This is a genomic window from Rhodoglobus sp. (genome assembly GCF_053580035.1).
In genome coordinates this window covers 79,552-97,344 of the sequence record NZ_JBMDVL010000004.1, presented here as the reverse complement: position 1 = coordinate 97,344, position 17,793 = coordinate 79,552, and the positions used below count along the sequence as shown (strand labels likewise).

The 17,793-nt window shown below is 57.7% G+C and carries 14 protein-coding genes; 5 read left to right on the top strand and 9 right to left on the bottom strand.

Going from position 1 to position 17,793, the window contains the following annotated elements:
* Positions 1 to 5: 5 nt before the first annotated feature.
* The 5 genes from ACOH1Z_RS12750 to ACOH1Z_RS12730 form a co-directional block, all read right to left on the bottom strand.
* On the bottom strand, positions 6 to 5,912 hold the full coding sequence (locus ACOH1Z_RS12750) for an Ig-like domain-containing protein (RefSeq protein WP_449648873.1): 5,907 nt from the start codon (positions 5,910 to 5,912) through the stop codon (positions 6 to 8).
* 24 nt (positions 5,913 to 5,936) lie between these two features.
* Complete coding sequence (locus ACOH1Z_RS12745; protein ID WP_449648872.1) at positions 5,937 to 7,364, bottom strand: serine/threonine-protein kinase; 1,428 nt, start codon at positions 7,362 to 7,364, stop codon at positions 5,937 to 5,939.
* 119 nt (positions 7,365 to 7,483) lie between these two features.
* Positions 7,484 to 8,278 carry a PP2C family protein-serine/threonine phosphatase gene (locus ACOH1Z_RS12740; RefSeq protein ID WP_449648871.1) on the bottom strand — a complete coding sequence of 265 codons (795 nt, stop codon included), beginning with the start codon at positions 8,276 to 8,278 and terminating at the stop codon, positions 7,484 to 7,486.
* Between the two features lie 19 nt (positions 8,279 to 8,297).
* Positions 8,298 to 8,927, bottom strand: coding sequence for an FHA domain-containing protein (locus tag ACOH1Z_RS12735; RefSeq protein ID WP_449648870.1), 630 nt, complete (start codon positions 8,925 to 8,927; stop codon positions 8,298 to 8,300).
* 43 nt (positions 8,928 to 8,970) lie between these two features.
* On the bottom strand, positions 8,971 to 10,407 hold the full coding sequence (locus tag ACOH1Z_RS12730) for a gamma-aminobutyraldehyde dehydrogenase (protein WP_449648869.1): 1,437 nt from the start codon (positions 10,405 to 10,407) through the stop codon (positions 8,971 to 8,973).
* Positions 10,408 to 10,529: 122 nt separating this feature from the next.
* Between ACOH1Z_RS12730 and ACOH1Z_RS12725 the strand changes: the two genes are divergently transcribed.
* From ACOH1Z_RS12725 to ACOH1Z_RS12705, 5 genes are all read left to right on the top strand, one after another.
* Positions 10,530 to 11,012 (top strand): Lrp/AsnC family transcriptional regulator, encoded by a 483-nt coding sequence (locus ACOH1Z_RS12725; protein ID WP_449648868.1) that lies wholly within the window; start codon positions 10,530 to 10,532, stop codon positions 11,010 to 11,012.
* 35 nt (positions 11,013 to 11,047) lie between these two features.
* A complete protein-coding gene (locus ACOH1Z_RS12720) occupies positions 11,048 to 12,430 on the top strand; it encodes an aspartate aminotransferase family protein (RefSeq protein ID WP_449648867.1) in 1,383 nt (460 codons plus the stop codon).
* A gap of 49 nt (positions 12,431 to 12,479) precedes the next feature.
* Positions 12,480 to 13,529 (top strand): hypothetical protein, encoded by a 1,050-nt coding sequence (locus ACOH1Z_RS12715; protein WP_449648866.1) that lies wholly within the window; start codon positions 12,480 to 12,482, stop codon positions 13,527 to 13,529.
* A 92-nt stretch (positions 13,530 to 13,621) separates the two neighbouring features.
* Positions 13,622 to 14,134, top strand: coding sequence for a methylated-DNA--[protein]-cysteine S-methyltransferase (locus tag ACOH1Z_RS12710; RefSeq protein ID WP_449648865.1), 513 nt, complete (start codon positions 13,622 to 13,624; stop codon positions 14,132 to 14,134).
* Positions 14,131 to 14,721: a DNA-3-methyladenine glycosylase I gene (locus ACOH1Z_RS12705; protein ID WP_449648864.1), complete on the top strand. Its 591-nt coding sequence runs from the start codon at positions 14,131 to 14,133 to the stop codon at positions 14,719 to 14,721. Before ACOH1Z_RS12710 ends, ACOH1Z_RS12705 begins: the two co-directional genes overlap by 4 nt.
* Here the strand turns inward: ACOH1Z_RS12705 and ACOH1Z_RS12700 are convergent.
* From ACOH1Z_RS12700 to atpD, 4 genes are read right to left on the bottom strand one after another with little or no spacing between them, the layout of a single operon-like run.
* Complete coding sequence (locus tag ACOH1Z_RS12700; protein ID WP_449648863.1) at positions 14,718 to 15,470, bottom strand: YaaA family protein; 753 nt, start codon at positions 15,468 to 15,470, stop codon at positions 14,718 to 14,720. The genes ACOH1Z_RS12705 and ACOH1Z_RS12700 overlap by 4 nt on opposite strands.
* On the bottom strand, positions 15,467 to 15,988 hold the full coding sequence (locus ACOH1Z_RS12695) for a P-loop nucleotide/nucleoside kinase family protein (protein ID WP_449648862.1): 522 nt from the start codon (positions 15,986 to 15,988) through the stop codon (positions 15,467 to 15,469). Before ACOH1Z_RS12695 ends, ACOH1Z_RS12700 begins: the two co-directional genes overlap by 4 nt.
* Positions 15,989 to 15,998: 10 nt before the next feature.
* Positions 15,999 to 16,259, bottom strand: coding sequence for a F0F1 ATP synthase subunit epsilon (locus ACOH1Z_RS12690; protein ID WP_449648861.1), 261 nt, complete (start codon positions 16,257 to 16,259; stop codon positions 15,999 to 16,001).
* 2 nt (positions 16,260 to 16,261) lie between these two features.
* Positions 16,262 to 17,788, bottom strand: a complete 1,527-nt coding sequence (gene atpD / locus ACOH1Z_RS12685) for a F0F1 ATP synthase subunit beta (protein WP_449648860.1) — start codon at positions 17,786 to 17,788, stop codon at positions 16,262 to 16,264.
* Positions 17,789 to 17,793 lie beyond the last annotated feature (5 nt).

The following is a 17,793-nucleotide window of genomic DNA, read 5'->3' as shown; positions in this document are numbered from 1 at the left end:
CACCTCTAGTCATAATCGAATCCGTTATACGTTCTGTCGTAGGTTTGGCCACCGTTGGCGATGACGCGGACGACAAGTGTTGGGGTTGCCAGTAGGGCCACGTCCGCGTGGCAGCTGCCGCCGGGCGTGCTGGTGTTGGCTGTCTGCCAAGCATCAAGCGTTGCGCCTCCACAGCGATACTGCACAGCCTCGTAGGTGCCGGTGGGCCAATCGAGCCACGTGAAGGTTCCGCTCTGGTTAAGTACGTCATTGTCAGACGTGAACGTGAGGCTTGCCACTGAGGGGTTTACGGGAACTCCGAGCGGGAATGGTGTTGACCAGGTCGGCTGGCAGATCGGGCCCGATCCGTAGCTTCGGCACGCGCGCACTTCAACTGAAACGTAGGTTCCATACTGTTGACCACCGTCGGCCGTGAGGAACGAGCCGAGCGCAACTGGTCCAAAAATTGTGCCGGGAACGCTGCCACCGCTGAGACGGTAGTAGAGCGTGTAGTCGCTTGTCAGCGCGTCGCTGCCCATCATTCCACCGTTGACGGTGAAGTCGAATCGGTTGCCGTTTGCCACCGGTCCTGCCGTATTGAGCGCGGTCACGACAGCGGGAGGGGTGTGCGCAATCACTGTTGGAGATACGGTGCAGCCTTGCCCGTTGTAAGCAAACACAAGCATTGTGTACGTGCGATTGGGGGCTAGCCCGGTAAACGTTGTCGACGTACCGCTGGCGGCCGCCGAAAGCTTGGCACCGTTGCGAGCGATCGATCCGTCAGCAGCACAGGTAGGAGCTGTCCCGGTATAGGCAGCGGCGGTGTACTCGGTAACGGGGCGACCATTCTCGCTAAATGCTCCCGCCCACGTCAGATTGGCTGTGCTGTCGTTGACAACGCTCGCAACGGGAGCAGCAAGTGCGATCGGTGGGCCAGCGGGTACTGCGCTGCGCGGCTCGCTGGTATTCCACACCGATAGCGCCGTGTAGGCGGCGTTCCGCGGGCTGACTGTATAGGTAACGGCGACACCGTTGTCGAGTACCCACGTCGCTGGAGTATCCCAGGTGCACGTGGTGCTGTCGCATTGCGTCAACCCGAGCGAGGTCTCGAATCCACCAACGACAACGCGGTAACGGTCCACTGGTGAACCACCGCTCGGTGTGGGCACCGCATTCCAGGTCAGTCGCAGACCGTGGTCAAGAGGGGCTGCACTCAATGCAGTGGGGGCTACGGGGATGATGTCAGACCAGACAGCGTCTGCAAGCGTTACGGGGTCGGATTCTCCGATCGCGTTAATAGCGACCACCGTAACTTTGACCGCGTTAGTCGGGCCGTTGCCTGCGGTGGCGATTGCACACGTTGTGCCGGCACACTCCGTCGTGTTCGCAACGACGGTGCCGACTTTCGTGGTCACCCGATACGACGTAATGGCCGAATTGTTAGACGGACCGGCGTTCCAGCGCATCATGATGGTCTTGTCCCCGAAGCCGCTTGGCCCCAGGTTGGAGACCGGATCAGGTCGATCCTGAACGGAGACCGTCACTGTTCCCCACACGTAGCGAGACACATCGTTGGTCGCGTCAGCAACCCGATACTGAAGATTCACGTCGCCGGGCACTGCGTCAGCCGAAACGGTAACGGTCAACGTGCTCTTATCGCTGCTCGGCACGATCGTCAATCCGGCGGGGATCGCTCCGCCACCGAGCCCGCGAATATCGATAACCCGCAATGGTGCACCGGGGAACGGATTGGTCGACGCGTCGTTGGCTAGTACGTCGACGACCGTGGTCTGACCGCGTTGAGCAATTGCAGAGTCTGGCGCTGGGCTTGCCAGCGGGCGAGTTGAAGGAACTACATTGAGCTCGATACGCCCGGATTTACCCTCAGAGAGGTCGTCCTTGACTCCGAGCGAGATCGACGTCCGAGTTCCCTTAAACGCGCTGTTGTTCGCACGAAGAATCAACGTCGTGCCCTCAAGCGAATAAGTGAAGCCCTCAGGGAGTGGGCTCAACACGGAGTAGGCGAGTTCGTCCAGGTCGTCAGGGTAGGGGTAGTTCGTCAGCTTGAGGAGATCGATCTCCTTCTCCTGGCCCGGTTCAAAATCAATTACAGCGCCGCCGAAAACTGGAGCTTGGTTGTCTCGAGGGAGCACGTCGATCGGCAGCACCAAGATTGCTTTGCGGCCTTCAGGGTCGGTCGCTGACGTGCCGTCCGTGACCTCAAACGAAATGGATGCTGGACCAAAGTACTTTTCTGCCGACGTGTAAACAAGAGTGTCTTCGTCGCGCACGAGGCTCGTGCCATCGCTGTGGGTCGCCAGGACCGTACTGGAGTCGGTGAGTCGAACCGGCTTCTCCCCGACCGCAATGATGTAGTCGTTGAGATCGATAACTAGCGTGCTCTCACTATTGACGCTCAACTTTTTGGCTCGGCGATCGATCTGGGGCAAGGCGTCGTTGTACCCGGGCACTTTGATGAAGGCGTAGCTGAAGGCTTCGGGGTCTGCCGGGTTGGTGACGCGGAACGGGATGATCTGTCCGGCATCCTCAACAGAAATTTCGATCTTTTTGTCAGAGGTCACTCGTGCGACATCGCCGAAGCCTGTGTAGATTGCCAGCGATAGCGTGCGAGGGTCACCATCCGCAAAGAACACGTCACCGAGCACATCGACCGTTACCCGATTGCGGTCGAGCACGTCTGACAGTGTGAGAACACTATCCGTCGCTATCGGGTAGGCAGGTTTGGCTTCTGGGTCGACTGTGACGCGGATGAAGTTCTGGCTCGAACCGCCCGTTTCGTTCTCGATGACATAGATGATTCCGTAGTCGCCTGGTTCTTCTGGCGGAGTCACATTGACGACGTCACCGTCGATTTCAGCAACGGTTGCAGGATCGTTCGGTTCGACAGACACGACAGACAGCGGACTACCATCAGGGTCGGAGTCGTTAGCAAGGACCTGAACTGAGACTGTAATACCCGGCTTGACAGTGACCTCATCGATGATTGCCACGGGGTTCCGCGCACCATCGATTCGTGGGCTGATACCGATATTGATTTCGCCGTTCGCTCGCGCACCCAGCGAATCAATGAGCGTGTAGCTAAAGGTGTCTGTTCCGGCGGAGTACTCTCCGGCTTGGTAAACAAAGGTATTCGAATCGACTTCAATGACCGCGCCCTTGCTGGGGTTGGTTGCTTGACCCAGCAACTGAACGGAGTCACCATCGGGGTCTGCTGACGTCAACGGGATTTGCACTCGCACGGTGTCTCCAGCAAGAACGCGAGCAGTAACCGTCGGGGGAACTGGCGGGTTGTTGCTTGCCGGGTCGAGTTCACGAACGGCAATGCGCACAATCGCGGTTGCTGACTGACCATCGGGACCAGCGACTTGATAGGCGGCGGTGAAGTTTCCGGTGCGGTCGGGCGCAAGGTAGCGAAGAACTTGGCCGGAGGCGAACAGGAGCCCGGAATCCTCAGGGAGGTCCTGAGCAAGCTTGGGCACGAGAGTCAGTTCGAGTCCATCAGGGTGTTCGTCGTTGTGGAGTACCCGAATGTCGACAGCTTGACCCACGCGAACGGTAACGGAATCATCGTTCGCGATCGGAGCTTGCAGCCGCGACGGGGCGGGAATTTCAACAACAGTAATAACGCCAATGGCGTCCGCAAGGCCGTTACTAATGCGGTAATTGAAACTCACTGGACCGTCGTCGAGTGGAGCTTCCAAGCTGACACGCACGAGTCGCTGTTCCAAGACTTCGGCGCGTACGCCAGAGCCGGCGGGCAGATTCATGATTTCTGTGACGAGAAGCACTCCGCCGGCGGGGTCAACGTCAGTGCCCGCAACATCGATTCGTTCGTTCTGCAGTGTCTGCACGAAAATCGTCTTGGGTACCGTAATCGGTGTCGTGTTCGCGTCTGGTGGTGCAACGACATCGATTCGTACGATTGCCGTAAACGTCAGGTTTCCGTCTGTGACAACGTACTCAAGATTGTGGCTGCGAATCTCATCGCTCTTGAACCGGAAGGTGCCCGTCTCGTAGCTGGGCAAGACTTGAGCACCAGTCTTGGCTGGAACGCTATTGAGGCGGATGTTTCCGTTGCCACCGCGAACATGAGCCAGCGGTGAGACCGTGACTTCTTTGCCCGCATACGCCAGTACGACAAAAGGATCGGCTTCGATCGGAACTTCCCCGGGCGATTTGACCGAAACGGAAATGCTACCCGAGCTTTCGGCGTCGCCATCTGAAACGACGAGAGTGACGATTTTGAGTTCGCCGCCAGCGCCGGAGTCAGAGAAAATAACGTCTCCGCCTGGCTTGTAGCTCACAGTGTCGGGAACCGCGACTGCCGCGCTCGTCAGATAAAACGGATCACCATCGGGATCAACCCAGTCGCCAAGCACTTGTTCGGTAATTCGTCCGCTGGTTTGAACGGTGAACTTCGTCGCCCGCACCTGCTGCGGCGGCGAGTTTTCAGAATCTGGGCGAATGTCGACGACCACGGTTGCTGTCGCTGTACCACCGCGACCATCACTGATGGTGTAGCTGAAACTAACTTGGCCGCTCGCACTTGGCTCGAGCGTAAGTTGAATCTGCTGGCGTTCATTGATTCGGTCGATGCGACCTACACTTGCGCTAATCGTCGGCAGTTCTTCGACAACGAGGACGTCGCCGTTTGCGTCATAGTCATTCAGTAGCACCGGAAGAACTGTTGCGCGACCGGGGCGAGCCCCGAACGCGTCGTCAACGGCAACGGGTGGTTGCTGCACCTTGTCGACTTCGGGTTCGAGATCGAGAAGATTTTGTTCAACTTCAGGTTCTTCCTCATCTGTCGTGATGAGTTCGTTCCAGTTATTGATGAGCTCGCCATCATCCTGAATGGCCCAGGTGCGTCCGCTGAGTCGATCATTGAGAACCGCGCGCGTGCCATTAACGGAATATGACAACTGCGCGTTGGCTTGCATCTCGGCCAATTGCAGCATCACACCATCACCGGCATCCGTTGGACAGCGTCGCCAGTTCTCGCCGCTCGTCCAAGCGGCGAACTCGCAATCACCAATCCGAAGCGGTGCCGAGGCCAACCCTGACTGGCCAGTTGCCAAGCCAACGGCGGCGGCCCCACTGAGCGGAACGCTAAGAACCCCATCGCTATAGCCGATGAGCACTCGCTCTCCCCCGGTGGATGGGAGCTGGAGGATCGGGCCATTGCCACCATCAATAAGGCCAGTGAGGTCGACCGTCCTGCCGTCCATATAGAGCAGTTGAGCATCCGCATCGAGAATTGCCCACTGGCCGGCAACAGAGGTAATGCTGAGTTCCGCAGTGGTGTCGAGGTCGAGGGTAACGCTCGATTCTGCGGTGTCGGAGATCGCGGCGTTCACCCGAAAAAGCTGACTTGTCGACGGGGAGAAAGCGAAAAGCAATCCGACTTCGTCAACGCTGACAATCGCGTCGGCACCGAGGCTCAGCGACGCGACAGACTCAGCATCGAAATTGAGGAAGTCGTCGTAAGAGCGGATCCATACTTCGCCGGTGCCATGTTCAAGCACAACGACGTTTTTCCCTGCGAAGAAGACCTCGGGTTGGTTTGGCGGGAGCGCAATACTCTCGGCTACCTCTGAAAGCGCGGGATCAACCACATCGATCGCGCTCTCAGAGCGATCGAATAGCAGCACGTTCTCCCCGTGCTGAACAACCTCAAGGTCAGCGCTTTGAGCGTTCACCACCGAGTTGATTTCGAGCACTTCTGTACTTGCGCGGCCAATAGCCTGCTGCTGGTTGTTGGCAACCCACACAGCACCGTCGGCAAGATCAACGCGCTGTGCTGTGTAACCCGTCGACACAACGGCGATCGTTGCGATCAACGCAACGATCGCAGAGATGGCTACCGCACCAACAACAGTGGAGCGGCGCGCTCCGCGCCACAGCTTAGCCATCGTCACCGCCTACTTTTACTGGCGTCATGGCAACACCGCGCACTTCTGAGCACTCGATGACCCAGACTTTCCGTCGCGCGTCACTGTCACAGAAATGCAGACGTTCTCGCCTGATTCCGCATCGACGACGAAACTCGGCTCCCGTTGTTGCACCGGCGGTTGACCGTCGGTCGTGGTGATTTGGTACGAATCACCCGCTTCGAGTCCGGGATCTTTCCAAGAAAATTCCACAACATCGCTCGATATTGTCGCGCTGATATCGCTAACAACAGGAATGCCACTCGACTGTGACTGCAACTGGGTGAACGTCACAGTTGCCCCCAGCACCACAACAAGTGCGGCAACAATTACTCCGACCCACGCGATGGCCTGCATGCGGTAGCCGCGAGGTGGCGGGTTCGAGCCAGTCTTTCGTCTTCCCGCTTTTTCATCGACGGCCTCGCTGTCGAAAGAACCGAAACTGTCATCGATCGCTGCCGGACGACGACGCTTTCGGCGTTGAGATGACGAAACCGGCAAAGCCTGACCTGGACGAACTCGAGTGCGGTCTTCCAACTCTGCAACGGTCGCGAGTGCCCAGTCATCCATAGCAACTTCGATCGGAGTTTGCGAAAGGCCGAGTTCCGACTCCACCGCTTGGAGCTCGTGCACAAGCTCAAGCACACTGCCTTGGCGAGATTCCGGCTTGCGCGACATCGCACGATTCAACGCACGCTCAAGGCTCTCGGGAACGTCGCCACGACCGGTCGTGCGAGGCTTGGCTCGGTTGATTCTCGAAATCAAGTCCGTCGACTTATTCGACTCGCCCGGTACTTCGAACGGCGAACGACCGGCCAAGAGGGAATAAACAGTCGCAGCGTACGACCACAGTTCAGACTCAATAGTGCCAGCAGTCTCATCCATCAAGACTTCTGGTGCGGACCACGGAATCGACATTCCGACGGCTTCAAGATTTTCGGATTCGCTGAGGGTCGCTGCGATTCCGAAGTCAGAGAGCACCGGATGCCCGTAGGCGGTCGTCAGGATGTTCGATGGCTTGATGTCACGGTGAAGAACGCCGGCGCGATGAGCTGTTTCAATCGCGCTGCCGATCTTGATAGCGATGCGCAGCACCTCGGGAACTGGCAAGCGCTCGGCCCGGTAGCGCTGACTCAAAGTCGATGAGCAAAGTTCCATCACCAAGTACGGTCGGCCATCGGAAGAGACGCTCGCCTGATAGACCGTGAGGATCGACGGGTGGGCGCTGAGCTGCGCCATAAGATTCGCTTCGGCCTGAAACATTTGTCGAACTTGGTCGTTGACAACTTCACTCAGCATCACCTTGACAGCGACCTGACGTCGTGGCATGTTCTGCTCATAAAGAAATACGTCAGCGAATCCGCCGGAACCAAGAACGTGGACGTGGGAAAACCCCGGCAGCGCAGGGGGCTCTGATGGCAGTCTTCGAGCCACAGCACACCCCTAACATGTCGACGAGTTCGACCATTCTAAGTGAGCAATTAGCTCAATATCCGGATTCTGCCCCTTGTTTGGGGTCAGAGAGTCTGTCCCCAGTATGGAGGACCTACCGCCTAGTCCACTGTAGGTACTTCTAGTACATCGAGGATGATCGCGGTGATGTTGTCACGACCACCACTGTCGAGTGCTGCTGCGATCAAAGTTGACACGGTTTGTGCCGGGTCAGTGCGTTCGGCCAGTTGACGCGAAAGTTCATCCTCCGGCACCTCGCGAGTGAGTCCATCAGAACAGATGAGCAGTCGTTGTCCCCGGTGGATCGGCAGCATCCAAAAATCTGGCGATGGCGCCGCGTTGAAGCCGATCGCCCGTGTGATGATGTTGGCGTCTGGGTGATCGTCAGCTTCGTCACGAGTGATGAGTCCAGCATCCACAAGATCTTGAACTACAGAGTGATCTCGGGTGATCTGGGTGAGCACGTCATCTTCGAAGGAATAAACCCGACTGTCACCAACATTGAAAACTGCGAAGGCCACCGACTCGTGATGCTCAGTGAGCACAACACCGGTGACGGTAGTGCCGACGCCAAGTTCGCTGTCCTGAGCGATCAACCCGATGTAGTCAGTGGCGCGCTCAAGTGCACGTTCCACCGAACGCGCAGGCAAGAAGTCTCCCGTGATGGCGTCATCGAGGCGCTCGACGACGGCAGCGCTAGCGAGGTCACCAGCCGAATGTCCGCCCATGCCATCAGCAACCGCGAACATCGGTGCCCGAGCGACATAACTGTCCTCATTTGCGGCACGCCGATGTCCAGTATGAGTGCCTGCAGCCCACGCAAACGTAAACGTCTGGTCTTCTCGCCCTGGCAATGCGATCGTGTGCCGTGAATTGTTGCCGCCGATTTCGGTCACGGCCACCTTCCTGCTTGCTTTACTCCAGACGCCGCCGCGGCAGAATCCGAATAATGTTTCCGTCTCCAATATCCACTAGCGTGCCGGCAGTTACGACTACCGACTCACCCTGCCGAAGTTTTTTCGCGGCATTGCCGGGAACTTGAACAACGGACCCGTTGGTAGATCGAAGATCTGTCACGATAACTGATGAACCCAACTGACGTATCTCTACATGGGTTTCTGACACTTCTCGTGTTGGCGAGTTCACCGCGATAAGCCTAGGCCCGACGCCGCGAACGACGCGTGGGGGCCTAGGGTCGCGGCCAAACACACACGGATGCTCAAGATTGTGGGCACCTGCTGCGCCGTCAATTTGCACTCGGTAATACAGTGCGGATGTCTCGGGCGTATTCGCGGCAGTGGGACGTGAACGAGTCACCGGTTGGGCCCTGACCCGCGTCGGCAGGCGTGCAGGAACTTGTGCGGTTGGCGAGGCTGCGGCCCGGCCAGCGGAGGGCGCAGCACCAGCGCCTGGCCGAATATACGGCTGCACTACTACCGGCCGTTTTCTGGACGAAAGAATGATCGTGTCATCGAGGTCGGGCTCAGTCGGCTGCACGACGGGACGCTGGCCCGCAGTAATCGTGTCGTCGAAGTCTTGCTTCACCCCGTAAGTTTAGGCTCGCTTGACGATTTCTCGTGGGAGAACGTCACGCTTTTCCGATAAAACTCATGACGTGCTTGATGCGGGTGTAATCCTCAAAGCCATAGCTTGAGAGGTCCTTTCCGTACCCAGAGTGCTTGAATCCGCCATGAGGCATTTCGGCGACGATCGGGATGTGGGTGTTGATCCACACGCATCCGAAGTCCAAATGCTTCGCGAAGCGCATCGCGCGGCCGTGATCGCGAGTCCACACGCTTGACGCGAGCCCGTAGTTGACATCGTTCGCCCATTCGAGCGCTTGGTCTTCATCAGTGAACTTCTGAACGGTGATGACCGGCCCAAAGATTTCGTTTTGCACGGCAGAGTCATGTTGCTGAAGCCCGGAGATGATGGTCGCTTCATAGAAGTAGCCACGCTCACCTTGACGATGCCCGCCTAGCTCAATCTGAGCATGGGATGGCAACTCATCAACTACGCGGGAGACCTGCGCAAGCTGATTCGCGTTGTTCACGGCTCCGAAGTACACGTCTTCGTCTGGCGCTCCTGTCTTGGCGTTTTCTCGTGTCCACTTCACCAGCTCAGCGACAAATTCATCATGCACGTCCTCCTGCACGATCAGGCGCGTTGCCGCCGTGCAATCTTGACCAGCATTGAAGTATCCGGCGGCACCGATTCCTGCTACCGCCGCAGGGATGTCTGCATCGTTGAAGACCACAACCGGGGCCTTACCGCCAAGTTCTAGATGAACCCTCTTGAGATCAACGGATGCCGCCTTAGCGACCTCCATACCGGCCCGAACCGACCCGGTGATGGAAACCATTTGCGGTGTCTTGTGGTCGATCATGAGGCCGCCCGTTGTGCGATCGCCCGTGAGTACGTTGAATACGCCTGCTGGGAGAAACTCGGAGGCGACTTCTGCAAAGAGCAGCGTTGATGACGGGGTCGTGTCGCTCGGCTTCAGGACGGTGGTGTTGCCAGCGGCAATAGCTGGCGCAACTTTCCACACGGCCATATTGAGCGGGTAGTTCCACGGGGCAACTTGACCGATAACGCCGATAGGTTCGCGACGAATCGATGATGTGTGGTCTTTCAGGTATTCGCCGGAGGCCATACCCGAAAGGTGCCGTGCCTCCCCCGCGAAGAATCTGATTTGATCGACGGAGAGCAGGATTTCATCGGCCACCAAACTGTTGCGCGGTTTGCCGGTGTCTCGTGATTCCAGATCGGCGAATTCTTCGGCTCGAGCTTCCATCGCATCAGCGATGCGGAACAGGGCTAGTTGACGCTCTGACGGCGTGGTCTCGCCCCACGTCTCGAATGCTCGCGCCGCAGCGCCGTAGGCTGCATCAACATCGGCGGCTGACGATATTGGTGAGGTGGCGTAGCTCTTCTCCGTTGCCGGGTCGACCACATCGAAACTGTTCTCGGTGGTGGCGGCAACATACTCGCCATTGATGAAGTTTTGGATCTCAGAAGTGCTCATGCCACCAAGATACCTACCGCGTCGTCAGTAATCCACTGCTGAACTGACGATTTCCGCTGTGAAACGACTATTTTGATACGGAATCACTTGCAGAAGAGGGTTTCAACTGACAAAATCGAGCAATGAGCACCTCGTCTCGCAGTTCTGCGGCCAAACCTGTGCACCTCGACGATGTCTCAAAGGCGATCATCGAGCAACTGCAGAACGATGGGCGCCGCTCCTATGCCGACATCGGCAAGGCGGTCGGTCTCAGCGAAGCAGCTGTTCGGCAACGTGTGCAGAAACTCACCGACTCGGGTGTCATGCAGGTCGTTGCTGTTACTGATCCCATGCAACTTGGTTTCTTTCGCCAGGCAATGATCGGCATCCAGGTATCAGGAGACACGACCTCTGTCGCCGAACAAATCGGTAAGCTTCCGTCAGTTGACTACGTCGTGCTCACCGCGGGCAGCTTTGACCTCCTTGTCGAAGTCGTCTGCGAAAACGACGATGACCTTATTGATCTTCTGAACCGCGACATCCGCGGAATTCAGGGCGTTCGCTCTACGGAGACCTTCGTCTACTTGCGTCTCCACAAGCAGTTCTATAACTGGGGCACGCGCTAAACGGCGCCCCCATTCTCCTCAAGAAAGTGTCTGCCATGCCAGAGTTCGACGAAGCCGATCTGCAGCAAAAAGCTAAGGATCACCTGTGGATGCACTTCTCTCGCCAATCGGTGATGGAAGACGGTCACGGCGTGCCCATTATTGTGCGCGGCGAAGGCCATCACATTTATGACACTGCAGGCAAAAAGTACTTCGATGGACTGAGCGGGCTCTTTGTGGTCAATGCTGGTCACGGCCGCAAGCGCTTGGCCGAGGTTGCCGCTAAGCAGGCAGAAGAACTCGCGTTCTTCCCGCTGTGGTCGTACGCCCATCCGAAAGCCATCGAGCTTGCTGACCGTTTGGCAGGCTATGCGCCTGGCGACCTCAACCGGGTATTTTTCTCTACCGGCGGCGGCGAGGCCGTAGAGACGGCGTTCAAGTTGGCGAAGCAGTACTGGAAACTTCAGGGACGCCACACTAAACACAAGGTGATTTCGCGGGCAGTGGCCTATCACGGCACACCTCAGGGTGCACTCACGATCACGGGAATCCCCGGCATGAAAGAGATGTTTGAGCCGCTCGTTCCTGGTGGCTTTCGCGTGCCGAACACCAACTATTACCGTGCCGAGGAAATGGGTTTCCATGGCACGGAAGAAGAGTTCGGGCTGTGGGCAGCCAACCGTATCGAGGAGATGATTCTCTTTGAGGGCCCCGAAACCGTCGCAGCCGTCTTCTTAGAACCGGTGCAGAACTCGGGCGGATGTTTCCCACCGCCGCCCGGCTACTTCACGCGAGTGCGCGAGATTTGTGATGAGTATGACGTGCTGCTGGTAAGCGATGAAGTCATTTGTGCATTCGGGCGCCTTGGCCACATGTTTGCGTGTGACGCCTATGACTACATTCCTGACATGATTACGTGCGCGAAGGGCATGACGAGCGGGTACTCCCCGATCGGCGCGACGATCGTGTCAGACCGCGTTTATGAGCCCTTCAAGCACGGCGCGACGACTTTCTATCACGGGTACACCTTCGGCGGGCACCCTGTGTCGGCCGCTGTCGCTCTCGAGAACCTTGACATCTTTGAAGAAGAGAAAATCAACGAGCATGTTCGGGAAAACTCCCCGAAATTCCGTGCGGCTCTTGAACGTTTGCTCGACCTACCAATCGTTGGTGATGTGCGGGGCGATGGGTACTTCTTTGGCATTGAGCTCGTCAAGGACAAGGCGACGAAAGAGACCTTTAACGATGATGAGTCCGAGCGCCTTCTGCGTGGTTTCCTCTCCAAGGCTCTCTATGATGCCGGGCTCTACTGCCGTGCTGACGATCGAGGGGATCCTGTGATTCAGCTGGCACCGCCGCTAACGATCGGTCCAGCCGAATTTGACGAGATAGAATCGATCCTGCGTTCGGTTCTCACCGAAGCATGGAGCCGCCTCTAGAACCACAGCAGGTTCGTTCTCTTACCCGCGGCTCAGTTAGAGTTGTTTCGTGAGTACTGAGGATAATTCGCCGATATTGCGCGAGCGCGATCGCCGTTCCCCCATGACCGTGTCCCGGGCAATTGCGATTGCCCTCGCGGTCATGCTCAATGTTGCCGTCATCGCTAGCGGAGTGTGGGTACTCACTAATCAGCAGCGCATCGCTGATCAGTTCGCCGTGTGGCAGTTCGAACCGTCATCGAGCGTTGAGAAGTATGTCGGTGAGGCCGGAATGTCCGACGAGGGCAAGTTCTTGTTTTACGCAAGCCAGCCGACGATTCAGACGAACCCCACCTTCAACAGCACGTGCTCGAACGTCGAAGAAAACTTCGGGGTGCTCGGCTGCTACTTCCCGAGCAATAAGTCGATCTACCTCTTTGACGTTACGGATGATCGGCTCGCCGGTATCGAGCAAGTCGTCGCCGCGCACGAGATGCTGCACGCGGCGTGGGACCGCACCTCTAGCGCGGAACGAGCACGGCTTACTCCGCTGCTGGAAGCAGAAGCGAAGCGGATGAAAGACGATCCAGAGTTTGCCACAACTCTAGAGTTCTACGCTAAGACCGAGCCCGGAGAGCGGTCGAATGAACTCCATTCCATTATTGGTACGGAGTTTGCCGAACTCAGCCCCGAACTTGAAGAGCACTACGCCGAGTACTTCACCGACCGCTCGGCGGTTGTTGCCCTGCACGAAAAGTCCAATGCTGTCTTTACCGCTCAGCAGGAAGCTAGCGAGAAGCTGGTAGCCGAGCTCGATACGCTACGCGCCAGCATTGATGCCGACTATGACTCTTACAATGCGGGCTACGACCAATTAAACCGGGACATCGATAGCTTCAATACCCGCGCAGACAACGGCGACTTCTCCACGGTCCAGCAGTTCAACAACGAGCGCAGTTCGTTGATCGATCGCCAAGACTCCTTGAATTCGTTCTACGCCTCAATCGAAAAGAATGTCGCGACGTACGAAGACATGGTGACGCAGCTTGAGGCACTCAACGCGACGATCAGCGAACTCAACAAGAGCATCAATATCGAGCCGCGAGACGACAAACTCTAGGACTCATCCTCCACAGCGCTCCCCCAAAGCCGAATATCGCGATGTCCGAAAATAGCCAGCGGCGCCTCTAGAGTCAGGATTACGCTCGAATCATGCAACCAGGCAACGCACTCCAGCACGAAGAAACCTACCTTCGCCGTCTTCCGTCTCCTATCGGCCGCATCGAGCTCACGAGCGATGGGGAAAGCCTCACAGGGCTAGCCATTGAAAACAGTGGCGTTCTGCCTCATGGCGCCGAAGACGAGCATTCCTGTGCCGTGCTCGATGAGGCGGCACGACAACTCACCGAGTACTTCGCTGGCAAACGTCGCTCATTTGACTTGCCTCTGTCTGCTCCTGGCACGGCATTCCAGCAGTCGGTCTGGCACGAGCTAAACCAACTCCCGTTCGGTTCAGCTGTTTCCTATGCCGATATCGGCCGCGCGACGGGCCGCCCCACTGCGGGCCGTGCGGTAGGAGGCGCCGTTGGCGCTAACCCGATCCCCATCATTGTGCCCTGTCACCGCGTGCTCGCGTCGAACCAGCGCATCACCGGTTACAGCGGTGGTGCGGGCATTCCTACGAAGGTGTGGCTACTCGAACACGAAGGAATCAGTCACCGATGAGCGAACGGGCATCGATTATCGTCGGGCCCGATGGCCGCGGTCGTTGCGGCTGGGTCGGGGACGACGAACTCTATCGCCAGTACCACGATGACGAGTGGGGGGTTCCCCTTCGCGGTGACCACAAGCTCTTCGAGAAGATCATGCTTGAGGCTTTCCAAGCTGGGCTTTCGTGGATTACGATCTTGCGACGACGTGAGGGATTACGCGATGCGTTCGACCACTTTGACCCAATGGCGATCGCGAAGTATTCCGACGCAGATGTGGCCCGACTGCTCAACGATCCCCGCATCATCCGCAACCGCCTCAAAGTCTCAGCAGCAATCACTAATGCCCGAGCAACGCTGAAACTCACGCAGCAGGCACCGGGCGCGTTGGATGCACTGCTGTGGCAGTTCGCTCCCCCAACACGGGCGCGACGGCTATCGTCGCTTGCAGATGTACCTGCCGTGACTGCCGAGTCCACCGCCATGAGCAAGGACCTCAAAGCTCAGGGGTTCCGATTCGTGGGGCCGACGACGATGTACGCCCTGATGCAATCGGCCGGCATGGTCGACGATCACGTCGAAGGCTGTTGGCGAGCAGCCTAAGTGGCGGCGGCGACGACCAGATCGAGTTCTCCAGGTTCGCCGCGCTCGAGTTGAAAACCCGCACCCCTCGCCCACTCCATGAGCGATTCGACGGTGGAATGGTGGATACCGGCGCTGATGACCGCCCGAGAGAAGATACCCTTGGACTTTTTGTTGAAGTGGCTCAGCGCGACGCGCTTTCCGTCCGGCCCCTCAGTGACAATTCGAAGATAGACACTGTTACCCGACGCAGCGCCCAGCTGCGCATAAGCCTCAGAGCGAAGATCAAGTTGCAGCCCCTTGACGGCGCTCAAAGTCTCCGTAACCGAGGCACGCCAATGTGATTTAAGAGTCAATCCGGGTAAGCGCGAATTGTGTGAAAGTCGGTAGGCGGGAATCGGATCTCCGGCCCCAATGGGCCCGAAAAGTGCCGAATGCACAACCACCGTTTTGTGGGCGAAGTCACGTTCTGCAGGTGTCAGGCTCGGCGCATCGAGTCCGTCAAAAAGTACGCCGGTATAGCGTTCGAGGGCTGGCATAACGGGGGCGGTGGCCAGCGTGCGGTTCCGTTCAACCTCGAACTGTTGTTTAAGGCTGAGTCCAAGCGCTCGTCGGGCGGTTTCGGAATCGCCCGTGAGGTGCGTGAGCTGTTGAGCAACGGTTTGACGGTGCTCGGTCAACGCAGGGAAAGATAGCCGTGACCAATCGAGGGCCGAGCCGTGGACTCCGCCGTCTCGTTTCGTTTCAGAGGGAGGAAGAAGAACGATCACGCGTCAAGAAAGGCGATGGCCCGTTCAACGTTGACACCGATCGCGCCGGCAGAATCAAGGGTGATGCGTGCAGTCGCACCGCTCGCTCCAGTCCAGGCCGAGTATTCGTCCAGATTGTGTTCCACAGCATCTCGAGCCAGAACACTGGACCGTTCTCGTTTAGCTGCGCGCTCGACGAGTCGAGTTTTGTGTTCTTCGCGATCGGAGCACACGACTTCGATGAACCGGATGCCGGAACCTGTGCGCTCAGCGAGGTTAACCCACTGCTCGCGCGCAGGATCCACGGCGTTTACGGCGTCGATGATGATATCTCGATCGTGCATGAGAACAGATTCTGCGAGAGTCTCTGCTACCAAATAGGCGGCAAGACCTGTCGGTTGTCCACTACTAATTCCGGCTTCCAGAATCGCAGTTTCTATTTGGTCGACCGACAGGATTGTGATCTTGCGCCGTGCACCAATGACCTCTGCGAGAGTGGTCTTACCTGCGCCCGGCAGCCCAGCCATTGCAATTAGCATGAAACGAAAACTAGACCAACTCTGCGGAACTCGCCACGACTGTTACCGTGTTGTTCTCCACTGAGAGGAATCCGTTATCTGCGTTTGCGGTGACGAGTGTTCCATCAGCGGCGGTGACTCGAACTTCACCCTTCGCGAGAATCGCTAGAAGCGGTTCGTGGCCAGGAAGAATTCCGATTTCACCTTCGGTAGTGCGCGCGACGAGCTGGCTCGCCTCTCCCGACCAGAGTTCCTGGTCGGCAGAGACGACGCTCACCTTGAGAACGGCCATTGTTAGGAGTTCTCTTTCTGAATTTTGGCCCACTGCTCTTCGACATCGTTGATTCCACCGACGTTGAAGAATGCCTGCTCGGCAACGTGGTCGAACTCACCCTTGACGATCGCGTCAAACGACTCGATGGTCTCCTTGAGCGGAACAGTCGATCCCTCAACACCGGTGAACTTCTTCGCCATGTAGGTGTTCTGTGAGAGGAACTGCTGGATGCGACGTGCGCGCGAAACGGTGATCTTGTCTTCTTCAGAGAGCTCGTCGACACCGAGGATCGCGATGATCTCCTGGAGTTCCTTGTTCTTCTGCAGAATCTGCTTCACGTTGGTAGCAACACGGTAGTGGTCGGCACCTAGGTAACGAGGGTCGAGGATACGACTCGTCGAGGTGAGCGGGTCAACGGCCGGGTAGAGACCCTTCGACGCGATTTCACGGCTGAGCTCAGTCGTAGCGTCGAGGTGGGCAAAGGTCGTTGCCGGAGCTGGGTCGGTGTAGTCGTCAGCAGGAACATAAATTGCCTGAAGCGACGTAATCGAATGACCACGCGTCGAGGTGATGCGCTCCTGAAGGATACCCATCTCGTCGGCGAGGTTCGGCTGGTAACCAACGGCCGAAGGCATGCGGCCCAGAAGGGTCGATACTTCAGAACCGGCCTGCGTGAAGCGGAAGATGTTGTCAATGAACAACAGAACGTCCTGCTTCTGAACGTCACGGAAGTACTCAGCCATGGTGAGAGCCGAGAGTGCAACGCGCAGACGCGTTCCTGGTGGCTCATCCATCTGGCCGAAGACTAGAGCAGTCTTCTCGAAGACGCCTGCTTCGTCCATTTCGGCGATGAGGTCGTTACCTTCGCGGGTACGCTCACCAACACCGGCGAAGACGGAAACTCCACCGTGGTCCTGGGCTACACGCTGGATCATTTCCTGGATCAGAACGGTCTTACCGACGCCGGCACCACCGAACAGACCAATCTTTCCACCTTGTACGTAGGGGGTAAGGAGGTCGATGACCTTGATACCGGTCTCGAACAGCTCAGTCTTTGCTTCGAGCTGGTCGAATGCCGGGGGCTTGCGGTGGATGGGCCAGCGCTCGGTGATCTCGACAGTTTCACCGTTGACCTTGCCATCTTCATCCGCGTTGAGGATCTCACCGGTAACGCTGAAGACCTTGCCCTTGGTGACGTCACCAACGGGAACAGTGATCTGCTCGCCGGTGTCGCGCACTTCTTGGCCACGAACGAGTCCGTCAGTCGGCTTGAGCGCGATGGCGCGAACGACGTCGTCACCGAGGTGCTGTGCAACCTCAAGTGTGATCTCAGTCGTCTTACCACCGATGGTGACGTTGGTCTTGAGGGCGTTGTAGATTCCGGGGATCGAATCGTGCGGGAATTCGACGTCCACTACGGGGCCGGTTACTCGCGAAATGCGACCAATACCGGCAACTGTGGCCGCCGCAGCCTTCGTGGCTGCAGGCGCCTTCTTGGCTGGTGCTTTTTTGGCTGGGGCCTTCTTGGCCGGGGCTTTTTCAGTCATGGCTT